At 73.1% G+C, this 18,815-nt stretch carries 19 protein-coding genes and 2 tRNA genes; 6 read left to right on the forward strand and 15 right to left on the reverse strand.

Annotated features, from left to right (window positions below; translation table 11 throughout):
- Nucleotides 1–99 precede the first annotated feature (99 nt).
- The 5 genes from OG618_RS09195 to pgsA all read right to left on the reverse strand — a co-directional run bounded on the left by OG618_RS09195 (nucleotide 100) and on the right by pgsA (nucleotide 4,008).
- Entirely contained in the window at nucleotides 100–645 is a 546-nt protein-coding gene (locus OG618_RS09195) for a hypothetical protein (protein WP_329486823.1), read from the reverse strand.
- A gap of 28 nt (nucleotides 646–673) precedes the next feature.
- The gene (locus OG618_RS09200) at nucleotides 674–1,048 is read right to left on the reverse strand and encodes a 5-carboxymethyl-2-hydroxymuconate Delta-isomerase (RefSeq protein ID WP_329486824.1); all 375 of its coding nucleotides are present in this window, start codon (nucleotides 1,046–1,048) and stop codon (nucleotides 674–676) included.
- Between the two features lie 95 nt (nucleotides 1,049–1,143).
- Complete coding sequence (locus tag OG618_RS09205) at nucleotides 1,144–2,328, reverse strand: glycosyltransferase family 4 protein (RefSeq protein WP_329486826.1); 1,185 nt, start codon at nucleotides 2,326–2,328, stop codon at nucleotides 1,144–1,146.
- 40 nt (nucleotides 2,329–2,368) lie between these two features.
- A complete protein-coding gene (locus tag OG618_RS09210; protein ID WP_329486828.1) occupies nucleotides 2,369–3,361 on the reverse strand; it encodes a phosphatidylinositol mannoside acyltransferase in 993 nt (330 codons plus the stop codon).
- The gene (pgsA, locus tag OG618_RS09215; protein ID WP_329486829.1) at nucleotides 3,361–4,008 is read right to left on the reverse strand and encodes a phosphatidylinositol phosphate synthase; all 648 of its coding nucleotides are present in this window, start codon (nucleotides 4,006–4,008) and stop codon (nucleotides 3,361–3,363) included. The genes OG618_RS09210 and pgsA overlap by 1 nt, the downstream gene beginning before the upstream one ends.
- Nucleotides 4,009–4,286: 278 nt before the next feature.
- Between pgsA and OG618_RS09220 the strand changes: the two genes are divergently transcribed.
- Nucleotides 4,287–6,335 carry an elongation factor G-like protein EF-G2 gene (locus OG618_RS09220; RefSeq protein ID WP_329486830.1) on the forward strand — a complete coding sequence of 683 codons (2,049 nt, stop codon included), beginning with the start codon at nucleotides 4,287–4,289 and terminating at the stop codon, nucleotides 6,333–6,335.
- A gap of 13 nt (nucleotides 6,336–6,348) precedes the next feature.
- On the opposite strand, the gene OG618_RS09225 is transcribed toward OG618_RS09220, so the two are convergent.
- The gene (locus tag OG618_RS09225; protein ID WP_329486831.1) at nucleotides 6,349–6,783 is read right to left on the reverse strand and encodes a thiol-disulfide oxidoreductase DCC family protein; all 435 of its coding nucleotides are present in this window, start codon (nucleotides 6,781–6,783) and stop codon (nucleotides 6,349–6,351) included.
- 184 nt (nucleotides 6,784–6,967) lie between these two features.
- On the opposite strand from OG618_RS09225, the gene OG618_RS09230 reads away from it, so the two are divergent.
- Nucleotides 6,968–8,614: a hypothetical protein gene (locus tag OG618_RS09230; protein WP_329486833.1), complete on the forward strand. Its 1,647-nt coding sequence runs from the start codon at nucleotides 6,968–6,970 to the stop codon at nucleotides 8,612–8,614.
- A 79-nt stretch (nucleotides 8,615–8,693) separates the two neighbouring features.
- Here the strand turns inward: OG618_RS09230 and OG618_RS09235 are convergent, their stop codons facing one another.
- The 4 genes from OG618_RS09235 to OG618_RS09250 all read right to left on the reverse strand — a co-directional run bounded on the left by OG618_RS09235 (nucleotide 8,694) and on the right by OG618_RS09250 (nucleotide 13,166).
- Nucleotides 8,694–9,254 carry an HIT family protein gene (locus tag OG618_RS09235; protein WP_329486834.1) on the reverse strand — a complete coding sequence of 187 codons (561 nt, stop codon included), beginning with the start codon at nucleotides 9,252–9,254 and terminating at the stop codon, nucleotides 8,694–8,696.
- Nucleotides 9,255–9,340: 86 nt separating this feature from the next.
- Nucleotides 9,341–11,320, reverse strand: a complete 1,980-nt coding sequence (thrS, locus tag OG618_RS09240; protein ID WP_329486835.1) for a threonine--tRNA ligase — start codon at nucleotides 11,318–11,320, stop codon at nucleotides 9,341–9,343.
- Between the two features lie 87 nt (nucleotides 11,321–11,407).
- Nucleotides 11,408–12,580 carry a hypothetical protein gene (locus tag OG618_RS09245; RefSeq protein WP_329486836.1) on the reverse strand — a complete coding sequence of 391 codons (1,173 nt, stop codon included), beginning with the start codon at nucleotides 12,578–12,580 and terminating at the stop codon, nucleotides 11,408–11,410.
- Between the two features lie 31 nt (nucleotides 12,581–12,611).
- A complete protein-coding gene (locus OG618_RS09250) occupies nucleotides 12,612–13,166 on the reverse strand; it encodes a DUF4365 domain-containing protein (RefSeq protein WP_329486837.1) in 555 nt (184 codons plus the stop codon).
- Nucleotides 13,167–13,317: 151 nt separating this feature from the next.
- On the opposite strand from OG618_RS09250, the gene OG618_RS09255 reads away from it, so the two are divergent.
- On the forward strand, nucleotides 13,318–14,085 hold the full coding sequence (locus OG618_RS09255) for an exonuclease domain-containing protein (RefSeq protein ID WP_329486838.1): 768 nt from the start codon (nucleotides 13,318–13,320) through the stop codon (nucleotides 14,083–14,085).
- Nucleotides 14,086–14,186: 101 nt separating this feature from the next.
- Here the strand turns inward: OG618_RS09255 and OG618_RS09260 are convergent.
- The 3 genes from OG618_RS09260 to OG618_RS09270 all read right to left on the reverse strand — a co-directional run bounded on the left by OG618_RS09260 (nucleotide 14,187) and on the right by OG618_RS09270 (nucleotide 15,170).
- Nucleotides 14,187–14,258 (reverse strand) — tRNA-Val (locus OG618_RS09260).
- A 209-nt stretch (nucleotides 14,259–14,467) separates the two neighbouring features.
- Nucleotides 14,468–14,539, reverse strand: a tRNA-Val gene (locus OG618_RS09265).
- Nucleotides 14,540–14,651: 112 nt separating this feature from the next.
- The gene (locus OG618_RS09270) at nucleotides 14,652–15,170 is read right to left on the reverse strand and encodes a TIGR02611 family protein (protein WP_329486839.1); all 519 of its coding nucleotides are present in this window, start codon (nucleotides 15,168–15,170) and stop codon (nucleotides 14,652–14,654) included.
- Nucleotides 15,171–15,364: 194 nt separating this feature from the next.
- Between OG618_RS09270 and OG618_RS09275 the strand changes: the two genes are divergently transcribed.
- Nucleotides 15,365–15,778: an SsgA family sporulation/cell division regulator gene (locus tag OG618_RS09275; protein WP_030056266.1), complete on the forward strand. Its 414-nt coding sequence runs from the start codon at nucleotides 15,365–15,367 to the stop codon at nucleotides 15,776–15,778.
- A 406-nt stretch (nucleotides 15,779–16,184) separates the two neighbouring features.
- Nucleotides 16,185–16,754: a CGNR zinc finger domain-containing protein gene (locus OG618_RS09280; protein ID WP_329486840.1), complete on the forward strand. Its 570-nt coding sequence runs from the start codon at nucleotides 16,185–16,187 to the stop codon at nucleotides 16,752–16,754.
- A gap of 35 nt (nucleotides 16,755–16,789) precedes the next feature.
- Here the strand turns inward: OG618_RS09280 and OG618_RS09285 are convergent, their stop codons facing one another.
- Nucleotides 16,790–17,281: a hypothetical protein gene (locus tag OG618_RS09285; RefSeq protein WP_329486841.1), complete on the reverse strand. Its 492-nt coding sequence runs from the start codon at nucleotides 17,279–17,281 to the stop codon at nucleotides 16,790–16,792.
- Between the two features lie 119 nt (nucleotides 17,282–17,400).
- Here OG618_RS09285 and OG618_RS09290 point away from each other — a divergent pair, with 119 nt between their 5' ends.
- A complete protein-coding gene (locus OG618_RS09290; RefSeq protein ID WP_329486842.1) occupies nucleotides 17,401–17,901 on the forward strand; it encodes a DsbA family protein in 501 nt (166 codons plus the stop codon).
- A gap of 7 nt (nucleotides 17,902–17,908) precedes the next feature.
- On the opposite strand, the gene OG618_RS09295 is transcribed toward OG618_RS09290, so the two are convergent.
- Complete coding sequence (locus tag OG618_RS09295) at nucleotides 17,909–18,748, reverse strand: GNAT family N-acetyltransferase (protein WP_329486843.1); 840 nt, start codon at nucleotides 18,746–18,748, stop codon at nucleotides 17,909–17,911.
- Nucleotides 18,749–18,815: the final 67 nt, after the last annotated feature.

An 18,815-nucleotide genomic window follows, 5' to 3' on the forward strand; every position in this document is an offset into this window, starting at 1 on the left:
TGGTCTTTCCATGCGCCATCAAGTCCAGGCTGGCCGACGGGATACGACAAACAGGCCGGATCCGGGCACACCCGGTCCGGCCTGTGAGACGCCCGCTCCTCAGGCCGGAGCACCCTCCGGGGTCAGCGCCGACGGCGGGGCGTCGTCCATCTCGAAGGCCATCGGGAACGGTGCCTTGCCCGCCAGCCGGAAGTAGCGCACCAGCCGGTGTTCGCGCACCGCCCGGGCCGCACGCACCGCGTCGTTGTGGAACCGCCGCGCCATCGGCACCCGGCGCACCGCGGCCGTCAGCTCCTTGACCGCCTCCTCGCCGCCCGGCTCGGCCACCAGCACCGCGACCTGCTCCGGCTCGGCGAACACCGCCCGCAGCGCCATGCTCAACTGGCTCTCCGCCACCTCGCGCTGCTCGTCGTCGGCCTGCCGGGCCGCGTGCGCCGCGTCCAGCAGCAGCAGCGAGGCCGCCGGGTCCAGCAGCGAGGAGGCCGCCAGCTCGATCGCGACCGAGGCCCGCCGGACCAGCTGCGCGTCCAGCGCCGCCCGCGCGGCGTCGATCCGGGCGTGCAGCCGGTCCAGTCGGCCGGCCGTCCAACTCAGGTACATGCCGAACAGCACCACGGCCACGGCGGCCCAGATCCAGGTAGTCACGGGGCGCTACGCTACCGGGTGCCCGGCGTCAGCCTTCGGCGGTGGCACTCCGGTAGCTGGCGCGGTCGATGTCCTCGACGTTCACCGCGGTGAACAGCCGGGTGCCCGGCGCCGGCGCGATCCGCTCCGCCAGCAGCGCCAGCACGGCGTCGCTGAGCGCCGCCTTCGCCTCCGGGGTACGGCCCGGGAAGATCTGGAACTCGACGTACACCTGGGCGTCGCCCGCGCCCTCGCCGTCCTCGACGCCCACCACGAACTCCCGCACCTCGCGGAAGACCGTCTTGCACGCCTCCGGGCTCGCGTCGATGGTCTTCACCACCAGCCGGTTGATCGCCAGGCCAAGCGCACGCCGGTCGAAGGCGCCGGACAGGCTCGGGGAGTAGTCGACGGAGATCTGCGGCATCCGGTGCCTCCAGGGTCACGATGATCGGTGGTTCAGGCAGCCCAACCCCGGACGGCCCCCGCCGATTCCCGGCCGACCGGCCCCCGACGCCGGGGTCAGTCCCGGGCCAGCCCGAACCGCCCGCGCCGGCCGCCGCGCTCGTCCTCGCCGACCACCGCCACCGCGCCGGCCGTCACCGTCTCGTACACCGCCAGGATGTCCGCACCGACCGTCGACCAGTCGAACCGCCGCACGTGCCGGGACGCCGCCTTGCGCAGCTCCTCCAGCCGGCCCGGGTCCCCCAGCAGCCGCAGTGCCGCCGCGGCCAGCGCGTCCGCGTCCTCCACCGGGAACAGCTCCCCCGCGTCCCCGCCGTCCAGCACCTGCTTGAACGCGTCCAGGTCGCTCGCCAGCACCGGGGCGCCCGCCGACATCGCCTCCACCAGGATGATCCCGAAGCTCTCGCCACCGGTGTTCGGCGCCACGTACAGGTCGACGCTGCGCAGCAGCCTGGCCTTGTCCCGGTCGCTCACCATGCCGAGGAACTCCACCTGCGCGCGGACCTCCGGCGCCAGGCCGGCGACCGCCTCCTCCTCGTCGCCCTTGCCGGCCACCAGCAGCCGCACCCCCGGCCGCTCGGCCAGGATCCGCGGCAGGGCCGCCAGCAGCGTCGGCAGGCCCTTGCGAGGCTCGTTGATCCGGCCGATGAACCCGATCGTGCCAGGCTCGCCGGACGCCGCCCCACCCGTCCAGCGCGCGTCCGGCTCCGCCTCCGCGAAGAAGCCGACGTCCACCCCGTTGGGGATCACCACCGCGTCCCCGCCCAGGTGCTCCACCAGGGTCCGCCGGGCGTACTCGCTCACCGCGATCCGCGCCCGCATCTTCTCCAGGCCGGGCTGCAGGATCGGCGAGGCCGCGATCATCGCCCGCGACCGCGGATTGGACGTGTGGAAGGTGCCGACCATCGGCCCCGACGCCGACCAGGCGGCCAGCATCGACAGGCTCGGCGAGGCCGGCTCGTGCACGTGCAGGATGTCGAACCGGCCCTCGTTCAGCCAGCGCCGGACCCTGGCCGCCGAGAGGATGCCGAAGCTCAGCCGCGCGACCGAGCCGTTGTACGGCACCGCCACCGCCCGCCCCGCCGAGACCACGTACGGCGGCAGCGCCTCGTCGTCCTCCGCTGGCGCCAGCACCGACACCTCGTGGCCGAGGCCGATCAGGTGCTCGGCCAGGTCCCGGATGTGGAACTGCACCCCGCCGGGAACGTCCCAGTCGTACGGGCAGACGATGCCGATCTTCACTGGTTCCTCGTGATCCTCTAGGTGCGGCGGGTGCGGCGGGTCAGGGCCCGGAGGCCTCGGCGGCGGGCTCGCCGGCCGGAGCGGGGCGGGCGGCGCCGGCCGGCCGCGCCGGCTCCTCCACCGCCGCGCGGACCGGCAGGTCCGCCAGCCAGAACCGCTGCAGCATGTGCCAGTCCTCGGGGTGCTCGCGGATCCCCTGCTCCCAGACGTCAGCCATGGCCTGCACCATCGCCTGGGTCTTCTCCTTGCGGTCCCCCTCCGACGGCGGAACGATCTCGGGGTGGATCCGCGCCCGCAGCAGCGGGCCGTCGTACCAGAGCGAGACCGGCAGCAGCGCCGCCCCGGTCCGCTGGCAGAGCGCCGCCGGACCGGCCGGCATCCTGGTCGCCTCGCCGAAGAAGGACACCTCGATCCCGGCCTCCGAGAGGTCCCGGTCGCCGACCAGGCAGACCAGCTTCCCCTCCCGCAGCCGGCGGGCCAGCGTACCGACGACGTTCACCCCGCCGCCGGTCAACGCGAGCACCTCCATGCCCAGGCTCTCCCGGAACGCCACGAAGCGGTCGAACAGCTTCTCGGGCTTCAGCCGCTCCGCGACCGTGGTGAACGGGTACCCCTCCAGCGCCACCCAGGCGCCCGCGAGGTCCCAGTTCCCCATGTGCGGCAACGCGACGACCGCGCCGCGGCCGGACTCCATCGCCTCCCGCAGCTGCTCGAAGCCGGCCACCTGCACATCGCGGGCCACCCGCTGCCGGCTCCACACCGGCAGCCGGAAGGACTCCATCCAGTACCGCATGTACGACCGCATCCCGGCCCGCGACAACTCCCGCAGCCCGGCCTCGTCCAGCCCCGGCCGGACCCGCCGCAGGTTCGCCTCCAGCTGGAGCACCCGCTTGCCGCGCCTACGCCAGGCGAAGTCGGCGATCCGGTCGAACAGGCCCCGCGCCACCGGCTCCGGCAGGTGCCGCAGCACCGCCCAGCCCGACGCGTAGGCCGAGTACACCAGTCGGTCCTTCACCGAAGGCCCGCCCCCCATCAGCTCCCGGCCGCCGCTCGGTCGGCCTCGAACGCCTCGCGGCGCACCGTCAGCATCCGCTGGAACACCGTGACCAGGCTGCCCACGGCCACCAGCCACAGCGCCACCGGCAACAGCCACTCCACATAGGGCACCCCGAAGGTGTGCAGACCCGCGACGCCGGCCGCGACCAGACTGATCACCAGCCGCTCGGCCCGCTCCACCAGCCCCGACACATCACACGGCAGCCCCTGGCTCTCCGCCCGCGCCTTGGTGTACGAGACCACCAGGCCGCTGGCCAGGCAGAAGATCGCCACGGCACAGAGCAGATCGTTGTCGCCCCCGCCCGCGTACCACATCGCCAGCCCGCCGAAGATCGCGGCGTCCGCGACCCGGTCCAGCGTGGAGTCCAGGAAGGCACCCCACTTGGTGGACCGGCCCAGCTGCCGCGCCATGTTCCCGTCCACCAGGTCCGAGAAGATGAACAGCGTGATCGTGATGGTGCCCCAGAAGAACTCCCCACGCGGGAAGAACACCAGCGCACCGGCGACCGAACCGGCGGTACCGATCAGCGTCACGGCGTCCGGGCTCACACCCAGCCGGATCAGGAACGCGGCGAACGGGGTCAGGACACGTGTGAAGAAGGCACGCGCGTATTTGTTGAGCATGGCCTTCCGGACCGCTCCGATCTCCCTGGTACCCGCCTGCGGCGGAGTACGCGGCAGACGGCCGGACGGATCAGCCCACCCGGCGCACCCATCGTAGTCACGCCCACGACACCCCTCCGCGCACCGCACCGCCCGCCCGCCCCCAGCGCCCGCCCACCGGCGACCCCCGGCGCACGGCCGCACACACCCGGTCACCGCGAACCCCCAGAACACGCGCCCCCGCGAACACCGCCCCTAGACTTTTCACGTCAGCCTCGGCGCGACGGGAGGAGACCCCGATGCCCGACCGCAGCACCGCACGATCCGGCCAGGCGCCCAGCGTCACCGACCCCGGACAGCTGCGCAACGTCGTCCTCATCGGCTGCAGCGGCGTGGGCAAGACCACCCTCGCCGAATCCCTCGCCCTCACCGCCGGCGCCCTCGGCCGGGCCGGCCGCGTCACCGACGGCAACACCGTCTCCGACCACGAGGACATCGAGCACCAGCAGCAGCGCTCGGTCCAGCTCTCGCTGCTCCCCCTCGAATGGAACGGCGTCAAGGTCAACCTGATGGACCCGCCCGGCCACCCCGACTTCACCGCCGACCTGCGGGCCGCCCTGCACGCCGCCGACGGCGCCGTCTTCGTCGTCTCGGCCACCGACCCGGTCACCGCCCCCACCCGCGCCCTCTGGCGCGAGTGCGCCGCCGAAGGCATCCCCCGCGCCATCGCCGTCGCCAAGTTCGACATCGCCCGCAGCGACTTCGACGACATCCTCACCGCCTGCCACGACGCCTTCGGGCTCGGCCCGGACACCCTGCGCCCGCTCTTCCTCCCCGTCCACCACGACGGCCACCCCGCCGGCACCGTCGACCTGCTCACCGGCCGCACCTACGGCGAGGCCGAACCGCTGCCCGACACCGGCCCCGCCCGCGAGAGCCTCGTCGAAGCCATCTCCGGCCAGGACGACACCCTCATGGAGCGCTACCTCGCCGGCGAACCGCTCGACACCGACGCCCTCGAAGCCGGTCTGCGCCGCGAAGTCCTCGCCTGCGCCCTGCACCCCGCCCTGCCCACCACCGACCGCGGCCTCGGCTCGGCCGAGCTCCTCGACCTCATCACCACCGCGTTCCCCGACCCCACCGAACGCACCCGCCCCGGCCCCGACTGCGACCCCGACGCCCCCCTCGCCGCCCAGGTCGTCCGCGTCACCGCCGACGCCTACGTCGGCCGGATCAGCCTGCTGCGGATCTACGCCGGCACCCTGCGCCCCGACACCCACATCCACCTCACCGGCCCCGACCACCCCGAGGACCAGACCGGCGACGAACGCGTCACCGGCCTCACCAGCCCGTTCGGCAAGCTCCAGCGGCCCGTCCCGCACGCCGTCGCCGGAGACCTCGTCTGCGCCGCCAAGGTCAGCACCGCCCGCCCCGGCGACACCGTCCACGAACCCGGCCACCCCGTGAAGCTCGACGGCTGGCCACTGCCCGAACCGCTCCTGCCGATCGCCATCGAGGCGCACAGCAAGGGCGACGACGACCGGCTCTCCCAGGCCCTCGCCCGGCTCACCGCCGAAGACCCGGCGCTGCGCCTGGAACAGAACCCCGACACCCACCAGCTGGTCCTCTGGTGCACCGGCGAGGCCCACGCCGAGGTCGTCCTCGACCGGCTCCGCGGCCGGCACGGCGTCCACGTCGACACCGTCGAACCCAAGGTCGCCCTGCGCGAGACCTTCGGCACCGCCGCCGCCGGCCACGGCCGACTGGTCAAGCAGTCCGGCGGGCACGGCCAGTACGCGATCTGCGAGCTGGAGGTCGAACCGCTGCCGGCCGGCGCCGGCTTCGAGTTCCGGGAACACGTCGTCGGCGGCGCCGTGCCCAAGCACTTCATCCCCTCGGTGGAGAAGGGCGTCCGCGCCCAGCTCGCCAAGGGCGTCGGCGCCGGGTACCCGCTCGTCGACATCCGGGTCACCCTCACCGACGGCAAGGCGCACTCCGTCGACTCCTCCGACTCCGCCTTCCAGAACGCCGCCGCCCTCGCCCTGCGCGACGCCGCGGAACACGCCGTCATCCGACTGCTCGAACCGGTCTCCGCGGTCAGCGTCCTGCTGCCCGACGACTACCTCGGCGCCGTCCTCGGCGACCTCTCCGCCCGCCGCGGCCGGGTCCTCGGCACCGAGACCGGCGGCCCGGGCCTCACCCTGCTCCGCGCCGAGGTCCCCGAGCTCGAACTCGCCCGCTACCCCGTCGACCTGCGCTCCCTCACCCACGGCACCGCCGAGTTCTCCCGCGCCCATCTGCGCCACGAACCCATGCCCGCCGCCCTCGCGGCCAAGCACACCGCCTGACGGTCCCGCGGCCTCAGCGCTTCGGCAGCGCGCAGGCCGGCGTCCCGCCCGGCATCCGGTGCCGGTTCTTCGCCACCCAGCGGTACAGCACGTCCGCGAGCGGCCGCACCGGCGCCAGCGCCAGTACCCCGCCCAGGTACGCCCAGACCCCGCCCGACCGCATCAGCAGCCGCGCCACCGCCTGCGCACCGCCGTACACCCGGCCGGCCGGCGTCACCCAGAGCACCTCGCGCCCGGCCCGCTCCCAGGACACCTCGCCGCGCCCGCCGGCCAGCGCGTCCAGCCCGGCGAGATCCGCGAACTGGAACGGCTCCGCCTCCCAGCCGCCCGACGCCAGGGTCTGGCGCAGGTACCGCTCCGCCCAGCCGGCACACGTCGTGCAGAACGCGCAGTCCCCGTCGAAAACCAGCACCGGATCCTTCATCACGGCTCCCTCCGTACGGCCCATGCGCCCATCGTGCACCATTGCGCCCGTCCACCCCCCGCACACGGGTATCGCACGGCGCAAAGGTGGGCATCATGCCCCACGAGCGCGTACTGGCCCGAACGTGACGGCACTTCAGACGATCATCCGCGCGCCCGCACCGCGGCGCGGTACCCTGCCGCTGACAAGGGGAGGAGGGGAAGCCACCGTGACGACACTCGACATGACCCCGGGTGCGCAGATACCCCGGACCGACACCGGCCCGCAGACCGCCGTCACCCAGGCGCTCTCCTCGGCCGCCTACCGCGACGGCGAGGTCCGCGGCTTCGTCGAGACCGTCGCCAACGCCACCGAGAAGAAGGGCCGCTTCGCCCTCTTCCGCCCCAACCTCGGCGAGGCCTTCAGCCGCGCCGTGATCGGACGCACCCTCGGCGGCGACCGCAAGCCCCTCGTCCCGTCCTTCGGCATCGACACCCGGCAGATCGTCGAGCACTGCCTGGCCGCCGAGGACCTGCGCGCCGCCCGGGACCGTCGGCTCACCACCGTCACCCTCGTCACCGGTCTGCTCTTCCTGCCCGGCGCCCTGGTTTGGCTCGGCGCCTTCCAGCTCCGCGCCTGGCTCAAGCGGGACAGCCCCAGGAACGCCGGCGTCGTCGGCGCGGTGGTCCTCCTCGTGGCGGCCGCCGTCGGCGTGCTGCTCGCCCTCAAGCCGCCCGCCGGCGGCCTGTTGGGCGTCTACCTGCGCATCGTGATGCTCGCACCGGTCGTCGGCTGGTACCTCGCCAAGCGCATCGTCGTCGGCACCGCCGTCGACCTGCGCAACCGCTGGCGCGACCTCGTCGAGGGCAACGCCGTGGCCGCGACCGTCCCCATGGCCGTCCCGCGCGACGACCTGGACAAGAAGGCCGCCGACCTGCGCGCCAGGCTCGGCCGGCTCGAAGCCGAGCAGGACACCAACATCCAGCACTACGCCGGTCCCAAGGGGATCCTCGGCGCCGGCCGGCGCTGGGGCGAGTGGAAGATGGTCGACGCCCTGCGCCCGGCCGAGGGCCACGCCGACTTCCGCGCGTTCCACCCCTGGGACCTCGTCCGCAAGATCGCCGGGCACCTCAAGGGCCTCGGCATCAGCGAGGTCGCCAACAGCGGCATTCCCAACGTCGCCGTCAAGCAGTGGGTGGTCTTCGAGGTCGGCGAGGGCGCCGACGAGATCGGCCGCCCCGGCAACGCCGACATGGACGGCGACCGGATGCGCGACTTCGCCGTCCAGGCCATAGCGGACAAGCAGACCTTCCCCGGCGGCCCCCGGCACTACCTCGCCACCCAGTTCGTCACCCACGACGGCAAGCTGGTGCTCACCTTCACCGTCACCGTCGTCCTGCTCGCGCACACCATGAACGTCAGCGTGGCCGGCTACGCGCTCGGCCCGGTCAACGGCGTCTTCTCCGACAAGCCCAAGGACAAGGAGAAGTCCGTCCCGAAGAGCCTGAGGTTCTGGGAGGAGCGGACGGTCAAGCTCCCGCTGATCGACAACGACGAGGTGGTCCGGCAGGCCGTCCGCGCCCCCCTCCACCGCAGCCCCGGACTGCTCGCCTGGCTCGGCGGCGGCCTCGGCCTGCCCGAGCCGTTCGGCCTGCGCCACGTCTGGGCCGCACCGCCCTGGAACACCCGGTCGATGACCGACAACGCGCTCAACGCCGCCACCCCGGTGCTCACCGCCGTCCACGCGGCCGTGCTGGAGTTCCTGGAGGAGCACGACCTCGACACCGAGCGCTTCTTCAAGAACCGCGCCTCGATCATCAAGTCCGAGGCGCAGGGCACCCGGCCCTACAAGGTCGACCAGTACGACGCGGGCTGAGCGGCCCGACGCAGAGCAGGGGAGAGGGGCCCACCGGTTCTCCGGTGGGCCCCTCTCCCCTGTGGTCCAGCCCTGCGGTTCAGCCCTGCGGCCAGGCCTCGGCCAGCATCTTGCGGGTGTCCGCCAGCAGCTGCGGCAGCACCTTGGTGTGGCCGACCACCGGCATGAAGTTGGTGTCCCCGCCCCAGCGCGGCACCACGTGCTGGTGCAGGTGCGCCGCGATCCCGGCGCCCGCCGCCGCGCCCTGGTTCATCCCGATGTTGAACCCGTGCGCGCCCGAGGCCGCCCGCAGCGCCGCCATCGCCTTCTTGGTGAACACGGCCAGCTCGGCCGTCTCCGCGTCGTCCAGCTCGGTGTAGTCCGCGACGTGCCGGTACGGGACCACCATCAGGTGCCCGCCGTTGTACGGGTACAGGTTGAGCACCGCGAACACGGAGTTCCCGCGCGCGACGACCAGCCCTTCCTCGTCGCTCAGCGACGGGATCGAGCAGAACGGACAACCGTCGTCCGGAGCCGGACCGGTGGGCTTGTTCTCGCCCTGGATGTAGGCCATCCGATGGGGGGTCCACAGGCGGCGGAAGCCGTCCGGCTCGCCGACGCCCCGCTGCAGTTCCGGCTCAGTCGTCATGCTGATCAGCATATTCGCCCGGCGTGGCTTGCAAAGCAGTGCGGGGCAGACTCCGTGTGGAGACTGCCCCGCGAACCCCGCTGACGCGGGGCGGGAGGTCACACCTGGACGCGACGCTCCACCGCGTCGACGATCTCGGCGACCGCCTCGGCGAGCGGCACGCCGTTCTTCTGCTCGCCGTTGCGGTAGCGGAACGACACCGCGCCCGCCTCGACGTCGTCGTTGCCCGCGATCAGCATGAACGGCACCTTGCTCTTCTGCGCGTTCCGGATCTTCTTCTGCATCCGGTCGTCCGAGGTGTCGACCTCGACCCGGATGCCGCGCTTCTTCAGCTCGGCCGCGACCTCCAGCAGGTACGGCACGTGCTCGTCGGTGATCGGGATGCCGGTCACGGTGACCGGGGCCAGCCACGGCGGCATGGCGCCGGCGTAGTGCTCCAGCAGCACCGCGAAGAACCGCTCGATCGAGCCGAACAGCGCACGGTGGATCATGACCGGCCGCTGACGCGAGCCGTCCGCCGCCGTGTACTCCAGGTCGAAGCGCTCGGGCAGGTTGAAGTCGAGCTGGATGGTCGACATCTGCCAGGTCCGGCCGATCGCGTCCTTCGCCTGGACGGAGATCTTCGGGCCGTAGAAGGCCGCGCCGCCCGGGTCCGGGACCAGCGGCAGGCCCTGCTTCTCGGCCACGTTCGCGAGCACGGCGGTGGCCTCCTCCCAGGCCTCGTCCGAACCGACGAACTTGACCGGGTCCTTGGTGGAGAGCTCCAGGTAGAAGTCGGTCAGACCGTAGTCCCGCAGCAGGTTGAGCACGAAGGTCAGCGTGGAGTCGAGCTCCTCCGCCATCTGCTCACGGGTGCAGTAGATGTGCGCGTCGTCCTGGGTGAAGCCGCGGGCGCGGGTCAGGCCGTGCACCACGCCGGACTTCTCGTACCGGTACACCGTGCCGAACTCGAAGAGGCGCAGCGGCAGTTCACGGTACGAGCGGCCGCGCGCGTCGAAGATCAGGTTGTGCATCGGGCAGTTCATGGGCTTCAGGTAGTAGTCCACGCCCTCGTCGAGCTGCATGGGCGGGTACATACCGTCCGCGTACCAGTCCAGGTGGCCGCTCTTCTCGAAGAGCTTCCCCTTGGTGGCGTGCGGGGTGTAGACGAACTCGTAGCCCTCCTCCTCGTGCCGGCGGCGCGAGTAGTCCTCCATGGCGCGGCGGATGATGCCGCCCCTGGGGTGGAAGACGGCGAGGCCGGAGCCGATCTCCTCGGGGATGGAGAAGAGGTCGAGCTCGTTGCCGAGCTTGCGGTGGTCGCGCTTCTCGGCCTCGACCAGGAAGTCGAGGTGCGCCTTCAGCTCGTCCTTGGTCGGCCAGGCGGTGCCGTAGATGCGCTGCAGCATGGGGTTGCGCTCGCTGCCGCGCCAGTAGGCGGCGGCGTTGCGCATCAGCTTGAAGGCCGGGATGTGCCGGGTGGACGGCAGGTGCGGGCCGCGGCAGAGGTCGCCCCAGCAGAGGTCGCCGCTCTTGGCGTCCAGGTTGTCGTAGATGGTCAGCTCGCCCGCGCCGACCTCGACGTCGGCGCCCTCGCCGGCGGTGGCGGCGGAGCCCTTGAGGCCGATCAGCTCCAGCTTGTACGGCTCGGCGGCCAGCTCCTCGGCGGCGGCCTCGTCGGTGACCACCCGGCGGGAGAACTTCTGGCCCTTCTTGATGATCTCCTGCATCTTCTTCTCGATGGCCTTGAGGTCATCGGGGTGGAACGGCTTCTCGACGTCGAAGTCGTAGTAGAAGCCGTCCTTGACCGGCGGGCCGATGCCGAGCTTCGCCTCCGGGAAGAGCTGCTGCACGGCCTGGGCCATGACGTGCGCGGTGGAGTGGCGCAGGATGTCCAGGCCGTCCTTGCTGCCGATCTCGACCGGCTCGACCTCGTCGCCGTCCTGCACGGCGTACGCGAGGTCCTTGAGCTGGCCGGCGATGCGCGCGGCGATGATCGAGCGGTCGTCGACGAAGAGCTCGGCGGCCGTAGTGCCCGTGGTCACCACGCGCTCTTCCCGATCGGGTTCGCGGTTGATGATTACCCGGACGTCCGTCACCGGTCTCTCCTGACGTGCTGGATTCATAGGACGCAACACGGCGCTGCGCGTGACGATGGTACCGAGAGCACCACCCCCGCCGTGCACCTACGCCCCCGCTCCCCCTTCTCCCAGGGTCTTCAGCAGCCGCTCCCGCTCGGCCTCCTCCAGACCGCACGGCTCCAGCGCTCCCGGGTGGGTGAGCCGCCGGAACCCGCCGCGGCGCTCCAACCGGCCGCTGACCCGCACCGGAGCCCCGGCCAGGTGGGCCTCGACGGCCACCCGGTAGGCGGGGTCGGCGAGCCGCACCCGGACCTCGCTGACCTCCGCGCCGCCGAGCACCTTCAGCCGGACGGTGCCCGGTCCGGCGGGGTCGGCGCGCTTGAGCCGGACGACCAGGCCGACCACGGTGACGGCGACCGCCGGTTCGATCCGCTCCAGCAGGGCGGCCGCCTCCTCCAGCGCGGGCAGGTCCCCGGGCGAGAACTCCAGGGCGATCCGCCGGTCGCCGAAACCGCCGGGCGGGCCGGCGGCGGCCGACCAGGCGACGGACAGCTGGGCCGCCGTGGCGCCGCGCACCAGGTCCTCGACGGACTGCACCAGCTCCCGGCTGACGCCCGCCTGCACCGCGTTCTCGAAGGCCTCCGGGCCGCCGCTGACCCGCCGGTAGTCCACGGCGTCCCGCAGCGCCTCCAGGGCCCGGACCAGGGTGGTGACCACCGCCCGCCCCTCGGGCGCCGGGGTGTACGCGGTGAGTCCGGCGGCGCCGTCCGCCGCCGGACCGCCGCCGACCACCAGGACCTGCTCCAGGAAGTCCCCGGCCCAGGTGTCCAGCCGGGCGCCGAAGTAGGCGGCCCTGGTCCGCCCGGCCTTGGCGCCGGCCGCCAGCATCGCCCGGGCCGCCCGCTGGAGCCGCTCGGCGCCGTCCCAGGGCGCGGTGCCGGCCGGACCGGGGAGTTCGCGCCGCCACTGCAGCTCGTCCCCCGGCACCGCCAGGGCGAGCAGGATCGAGCGGGCGGACGGGCTGCGGGAGCGCGACAGTGCGGTGACGGCGTCGGCGAGCAGATCGACGGCGTCGTCGAAGCCCTCCCCGGCCGGGACCAGCAGGCTGGTGCCCGGGTCGGAGTCGCCCGGGGGCGTCCAGCGGCCGTACCGGGCCGTGGGGCCGCCGCGCCGGACCCAGCCGTGCCGGGCGAGCAGCGTGGTGAGCACCGCCGGGTCGACGGCCGCCGGGTCGGGCAGCGCCCGGGAGACCTCCTGCGGCCCGTGTGGCAGCGTCATGGTCCTGCTCCTCCCCGCCGGGGCCGGGCCGTCACGGGCTGCCGCCCGCGCCGACCCGCGCCATGATGTCGCACAGTGCCCGGTCGTCGAACACCTTCGCAGTGGGCACCCGGACGTTGGTCCGCCGCTGCCCGGTGACCGGGTGTCCGGCCAGGTTGACCCAGTAGCAGCAGTGCCGCAGCTCCAGCGCGTCCGGGCCGGCCGAGAGCCAGCGGTCGACCCGGCGCGGCAGCAGCATCACGACCAGGATCCGGGGCACCGCGACCCGCTCCCGCGCGAGCTTGCGCAGGTGGTCGTTGTCCAGGGTGAAGCTGAAGAAGGGTCCGCGCGGATCGGGTGCGATCTGTGCGGTGGCCTTCAGCTGGATCTTGACGGTGACCTCGTCGTCCACCGCGTGGGCGCGCGAGCCGTGGCTGACCTGCCAGTCGATGCCGTTGTCGGGGAAGGGCTGGGACAGCGAGCAGCCGGCCGCCGCCGCCACCGCGTGCAGATAGCCGACCTGCAGTGTCTCCATGCAGGCCGTCACGGCCAGATCGCCCCGCAGGACGGCCGCCGCCCCGTCGGGCTGCGGCTCTGTCAGCGTCATCGCCCCGTAGCCTCCCCCGGCCCGCGGGCCCGTCCGGATTCGAACGGGTCGTCTGATCGCAGGGTGCCCGGCCCGAACAGGGCCAAACGGTTGAAGGGGCGTCAGGAGCGGGTATCACCCGGGCGGGAATCGCAGTACCTGAGGGGCAGTCATGCAGCAGCACTGGTACACCGGTCCGCTCGCCTCCTTCGACACCGAGACCACCGGCGTGGACGTCGAGACCGACCGGATCGTCTCGGCCGCCCTGGTCGTCCAACTCAGCCCGGGCGCGGCACCGCGGACCACTTCCTGGCTGGCCGATCCGGGCGTGCCGATACCCGACGGCGCCCGGGCGATCCACGGCATCGGCGACGAGCGGGTGCGGGCGCACGGCCGCCCGGCGCAGACGGTGGTGGCGGAGATCGCCCGCGCCCTCGCCGAGCAGAGCCGCGCGGGGCACCCCGTGGTGGTGATGAACGCGCCGTACGATCTGACGCTGCTGGACCGGGAGTTGCGCCGCCACCGGGCCACCGCGCTGGCGGACGCCCTCGGCCCGGACGGGCTGCTGGTGCTCGATCCCCGGGTGCTGGACAAGCACGTGGACCGCTACCGCAAGGGCCGGCGCACGCTGACCGACCTGTGCGCGCACTACGGGGTGGAGCTGACCGGAGCGCACGACGCGGCGGCCGACGCGACGGCGGCCCTGGGGCTGGTCCGGACGATCGGCGCGCGCTACCCGGCGGCACTGGGCGGGCTGTCGGCGGCCGAGCTGCACCTGCGGCAGGCGGTCTGGCACGCCGCGCAGGCCTGGGGGCTGCAGAACTGGTTCGACCGCTCGGGGACGCCGGAGCGGGTGGACTTCTCCTGGCCGTTGCGCCCGGCCCGCTGCGGGTGCGGACGGCGGCTGTCGGCGGAGCACAGCTGCGAGGTCGCGGCGTAGCCGGACCGGATGCGACGGCCGGCGCTCGCCGGATCGGTCGCTCGGTCCACGAACGCAACAGGCCCCGATCGGTATCCGATCGGGGCCTGCGTGCTGTCCGGTGGGCGATACTGGGATCGAACCAGTGACCCCTTCGGTGTGAACGAAGTGCTCTCCCGCTGAGCTAATCGCCCGGGCAACGAGAAGAACAGTAGCACCATTCGGGGGGTGTCGTACAACTCGCACCAGCCCGGGCGGCCGGCGCATCGGCAGAACTCGCGCTCCGCGCGGAAGGTGACTGCGCCTCAGTCCGATTCACCGGCGGCAGTTCACGGGATTGCGGAAATACATGTGAGGCCCAGCCGATAATCGACTGGGCCTCACATATCACAATGCATTCCGGTGGGCGATACTGGGATCGAACCAGTGACCCCTTCGGTGTGAACGAAGTGCTCTCCCGCTGAGCTAATCGCCCGGGTGCAGGGAAAACATTACCGCATCCCCCGGGGTGCTCCGAACACGCCCGCCCCGGCGCCCCCGCCCCGGCCCGTCACCCGAACGGGCCGCCACCGGTCGCCGCGGCCGGGTCAGTGCCGGTCGATCTTCCAGGGCATGGTGAGCCCGTACTTCCAGAGGCACCAGGCGCCGATCCCGGCGATCACCGCCAGGCCGATCGCGGTGAGTGTGATGTTGCGGCGGCGGACCCTCGGGTCCATCGCCTTCTGCGCCGCCTCGGCCACCTTGCGGCGGGTCCAGCGCAGGGCCAGCTGGGCCCAGACGAACTCGGTGGCCCAGACGCCCATACCCAGGAAGATGACCACCCAGCCGGGGCCGGGCAGCGGCAGCATGATCACCCCGGCCACCACCACCGCCAGGCCGACCAGGAAGACGGCCACCTGCCAGCTCAGGTGCAGCGGCCTGGAGCGCCGGATGAAGTGCGGCGCGCGCGAGCCCAGCGGCCGGCCGCCGTCGGCGCCCGCCGCGTCCTCCGCCCCGTCCCCGTCCCCGTCCGGCGTGTGTACCCCCGAGTCGTCCGGCACGACCGCATCACCCGTTCTCGTGTTCCCGCCCGCGTTCCCGCGCGCCTTGTCGCTTCGCACAGTCATGCCAGGAAACTAACCGAGAAGTGGCCCGGTAATGCCCCGGCGGGCACTCCGTGCCGATTCCGCAATGCGCCGTAAGGGGTACGACTCGGCCCCGAATCGGGACAGAGGGGTTTACATCGGTCGTGGAGGTGGGATGGTCCGTTCGCCGACGTGCGATTCCCCGAGCGCACACTGAGCGAAAGGCCATGGCGCTTATGAACACCACGGTCAGCTGCGAGCTGCACCTGCGCCTCATCGTGTCCAGCGAGTCCTCACTGCCCGTCCCAGCGGGCCTGCGCTACGACACCGCCGACCCCTATGCCGTGCACGCCACGTTCCACACCGGCGCCGACGAGACGGTGGAGTGGGTGTTCGCCCGAGATCTCCTTGCGGAGGGGCTGCATCGACCCACCGGCACCGGCGACGTCCGGGTCTGGCCCTCGCGCAGTCACGGGCAAGGGGTGGTCTGCATCGCGCTGAGCTCTCCGGAAGGAGAAGCCCTGCTGGAGGCCCCGGCCCGAGCGCTTGAGTCGTTTCTCAAGCGCACGGACGCCGCCGTGCCGCCCGGCACCGAACACCGTCACTTCGACCTCGACCGGGAGCTGTCCCACATCCTCGCCGAAAGCTGACCCCGACCGGAGGCGGTCACGCCCCGCCGTCGGCGGGGCCGTAACCCCCTGCTGTCACCGCTGCCGTCCTACTCGGGGGCACGGCAGCACGACTCAGCCGCGCACGACGCGGACTCGGGGCCGGTGAAACGGTCCGCCCCCACCGGGGCGCGCCCCAGCACCGCAGGCGCCCGGCACTGGAGCCGGCCATCCGTACGGGTGGCCGGCCTCGCTGCCGGGCGCCGCTGTTTCCCGGCGGCGGGTGATCGGACTTCGCGGGTCCGCGACACGACCACCCGCACGCCCCGTCGCAATCCGTACACGCCTTCGACCGAAGCGGCGGCCCGCCGCTGCGGGGCCCGGTAAGGTCTGAGACTGACCGTAGACGCGGGGTGCCGACGGCCCCCTCCGCGCGAGGAGCCCCCACGTGCTGATCACCCATGACACCGAGTGCGCGCTGAGCATCCTCGTCGAGCTGCTCAACACGGCGCCCGAGGTGTGCGGCAGCGAGCTGCTGCCCGACGTGGCCGCGCTGGACGCCTTCGTGGTCCGCCAGGAGATCAGCGAGATCGACTCGCTGGCCGAGGACGACCTGCGCAAGGTGCAGGAGCTGCGCACCCGGCTGCGGGAGGTGTTCGGCACCGAGTCCACGGCGGAGGCCGCCGAGCTGGTCAACGCGCTGGTCGCGGCCGCCGGCACCACGCCCCGGCTCACCAACCACGACCACCACGGCTGGCACATCCACTACTTCGCCCCGCACGCCGCGCTGCACGACCACCTGGCGGCCGAGCTGGGCATGGCGCTGGCGTTCATCCTCACGGCGGGCGAGCGCGAGCGGCTGCGCCGCTGCGAGGCGCCGGACTGCGCCCGCGTCTTCGTCGACCTCTCCCGTAACCGGTCCCGGCGCTACTGCGACAGCCGGACCTGCGGGAACCGGCTGCACGTCGCCGCCTACCGGGCGCGCCAGCGCTCGGCGGAGGCCGTGCCCTCCGCCTGAGCGCTCACCGGCCCCCGCTCGCCGGACCGCCGCGTTCAGATGCCGCGGCGGCGCAGGATCTCCTCGATGTCGGCGAAGTCGCCGAGGCCGTCGTCCCGGTTGCCCGCCTTCGGCGCGGTGCTCCTGGGAGCGGCGGCCTTCGGGGCGGCGGAGGGCCGGCCGGCCGGTGCACCGGTGACGGCGGCCCGTCCCGGGGCGGGCCCGGCGGCGGCCGGCGCGGAGCCGGTGGCGTCCACCGCGCGGCGGCGGCCCGCCCAGCGGGTGGTGACCAGCAGGGCGGCCGACACCGCGAGCAGCGCGATGCCCGTCCAGACCCGGGGGTCGAACACCAGCTTGGTCGCCCAGTCGGCGAGCTCGCTGCCGATCGTGCGCGCCACCGGGAAGAGACCGGTCAGGTAGAGGCCGGCCGGCAGCAGCGCCACGGCGAACCAGCGGGTCGCGGAGAGGTAGCGCCGACGGTAGGCGCGCAGGCCCGCGACGGCCACGCCCGCGGCGGTGAGCACGAAGGAGACCGTCGCCGTCAGCACGGCGGCACTCCGTCACGTCCAGTTGTCCTCGTCATCGGGTCGGACCTCCCGTCGCTTCCGGCCGGCGCCCGGGCACACCGCCGGGACGGCGCGGTGCCCACTAGTGGAACACTGGGGGCATGATCGAAGGTTCCCTCCCCCGTCTCGAGTTCTGGTGCGAGCTCCAGTGCCCGGACTGCCGCACCGCCCTGGACGACGTCCGGGCGCTGCGCGAGCAGTACGGTGACGCGCTCGTCGTCGAGTTGCGCCACTTCCCGCTGGAGAAGCACAAGCACGCGTACGCCGCGGCGCAGGCCGCCGAGGAGGCGTTCGCCCAGGGCCTGGGGTGGCCGTACGTGGAGGCCCTGCTGGAGCGGGTCGACGACCTGGCGGCTCGCGGCGAGGAGGTGCTGCTGGAGGTGGCCCGTGCCGTGGGAGTGGATGCCGAGGAGGTCGACACCGCGCTGGTCGACGGCCGGCACACGCTGATCGTGGACGCCGACCAGGCCGAGGGGAAGGCGATCGGGGTGCGGGGCACCCCGACGTATGTGATCGGCGGGAAGCGGCTGGACGGCGGGCAGAGCCAGGACGGCCTGCGGGACCGGATCGTCGCCGTCATCGAGGCGGCGAAGGCGTCCTGACGCCAGGTCAGGTAAGCGGCTTGCCGTAGACCCGGTTGGTGACCCGGTAGCCGAGCGACTCGTAGAGCCGGATCGCGACCGCGTTCCCGGTGAACACGTTGAGCCCGAGGTCCCTCACACCGGCGGCCAGGCACTCGCGTTCGGCGAGCAGCATCAGCGAGCGGCCGTGGCCGGCGCCCCGGTGGGCCTCGGCCACCTCGACGACCATCACCCAGGCGAGCGGGGCGCCGTCGGGCAGGTCCCGGACCCGCAGGGCAAGCCAGAGCGAGCCCAGCGGGTCCGGCGCGTCCCCGTAGAGCCGGCGCAGGGCCACGCCGGGGCTGTCGGCGCCCTGCGGCAGCAGGGACTGGTGGTCGGCGTCCGACTTGGCGCGGGCCTGCTCGGCGCCGAGGCCGGAGGAGACCAGGTCGGACAGATAGCCCTCCTTGGCGTCGGCCAGCCACCCGGGGAAGGCCTCGGCGTCGATCCGGCGCGCGGCGACGCCGGCCGGGAGCGCGGGCGGGGCGGCGAGCCGCTTGGCCATGTTCCGCATCCGCTCGGTGTAGCCGAGGGCGACGGCGAGGCCGCGGGCGGCCGGCGCCGCCTCGGGGACGTCGGCGTCGACCCGGGTGCAGCCCCAGCCGCGGAGCACCTCCTCGGCCGCGAGCGCACCGAAGGTGCCGCGCCCCCGGCCGCGCCCCTCGTGCACCTCCAACTCCGATATCTCACCCCAGAGTTGATTGCCGCGGCGAATGGCGGTGGTGCGCAGCGCGCCGACCGGGCGGCCGTTGGCGCAGATCTGCCAGCGTCTGGTGCGGCCGCCGGCGGCGGGTGACTCCGGCCCCTCGGGGCGCAGCGTGGTGGTCATGTCGTGGTCCCTTCCCCGCCGCCCGGGTGTTCTATCCGCCGGGGGGCCGCGAGGAGTCCGGGGCCGG

The organism is Kitasatospora sp. NBC_01246 (assembly GCF_036226505.1).
Classification (GTDB): domain Bacteria; phylum Actinomycetota; class Actinomycetes; order Streptomycetales; family Streptomycetaceae; genus Kitasatospora.

Excerpts from the sequence above, each read along its gene's own strand:
- OG618_RS09200 (WP_329486824.1), bottom strand. The coding sequence starts at position 1,048 with ATGCCGCAGATCTCCGTCGACTACTCCCCGAGCCTGTCCGGCGCCTTC.
- OG618_RS09210 (WP_329486828.1), bottom strand. The coding sequence starts at position 3,361 with ATGGGGGGCGGGCCTTCGGTGAAGGACCGACTGGTGTACTCGGCCTAC.
- pgsA (WP_329486829.1), bottom strand. The coding sequence starts at position 4,008 with ATGCTCAACAAATACGCGCGTGCCTTCTTCACACGTGTCCTGACCCCG.
- OG618_RS09220 (WP_329486830.1), top strand. The coding sequence starts at position 4,287 with ATGCCCGACCGCAGCACCGCACGATCCGGCCAGGCGCCCAGCGTCACC.
- OG618_RS09225 (WP_329486831.1), bottom strand. The coding sequence starts at position 6,783 with ATGGGCCGTACGGAGGGAGCCGTGATGAAGGATCCGGTGCTGGTTTTC.
- OG618_RS09235 (WP_329486834.1), bottom strand. The coding sequence starts at position 9,254 with ATGCTGATCAGCATGACGACTGAGCCGGAACTGCAGCGGGGCGTCGGC.
- OG618_RS09245 (WP_329486836.1), bottom strand. The coding sequence starts at position 12,580 with ATGACGCTGCCACACGGGCCGCAGGAGGTCTCCCGGGCGCTGCCCGAC.
- OG618_RS09250 (WP_329486837.1), bottom strand. The coding sequence starts at position 13,166 with ATGACGCTGACAGAGCCGCAGCCCGACGGGGCGGCGGCCGTCCTGCGG.
- OG618_RS09255 (WP_329486838.1), top strand. The coding sequence starts at position 13,318 with ATGCAGCAGCACTGGTACACCGGTCCGCTCGCCTCCTTCGACACCGAG.
- OG618_RS09270 (WP_329486839.1), bottom strand. The coding sequence starts at position 15,170 with ATGACTGTGCGAAGCGACAAGGCGCGCGGGAACGCGGGCGGGAACACG.
- OG618_RS09275 (WP_030056266.1), top strand. The coding sequence starts at position 15,365 with ATGAACACCACGGTCAGCTGCGAGCTGCACCTGCGCCTCATCGTGTCC.
- OG618_RS09290 (WP_329486842.1), top strand. The coding sequence starts at position 17,401 with ATGATCGAAGGTTCCCTCCCCCGTCTCGAGTTCTGGTGCGAGCTCCAG.
- OG618_RS09295 (WP_329486843.1), bottom strand. The coding sequence starts at position 18,748 with ATGACCACCACGCTGCGCCCCGAGGGGCCGGAGTCACCCGCCGCCGGC.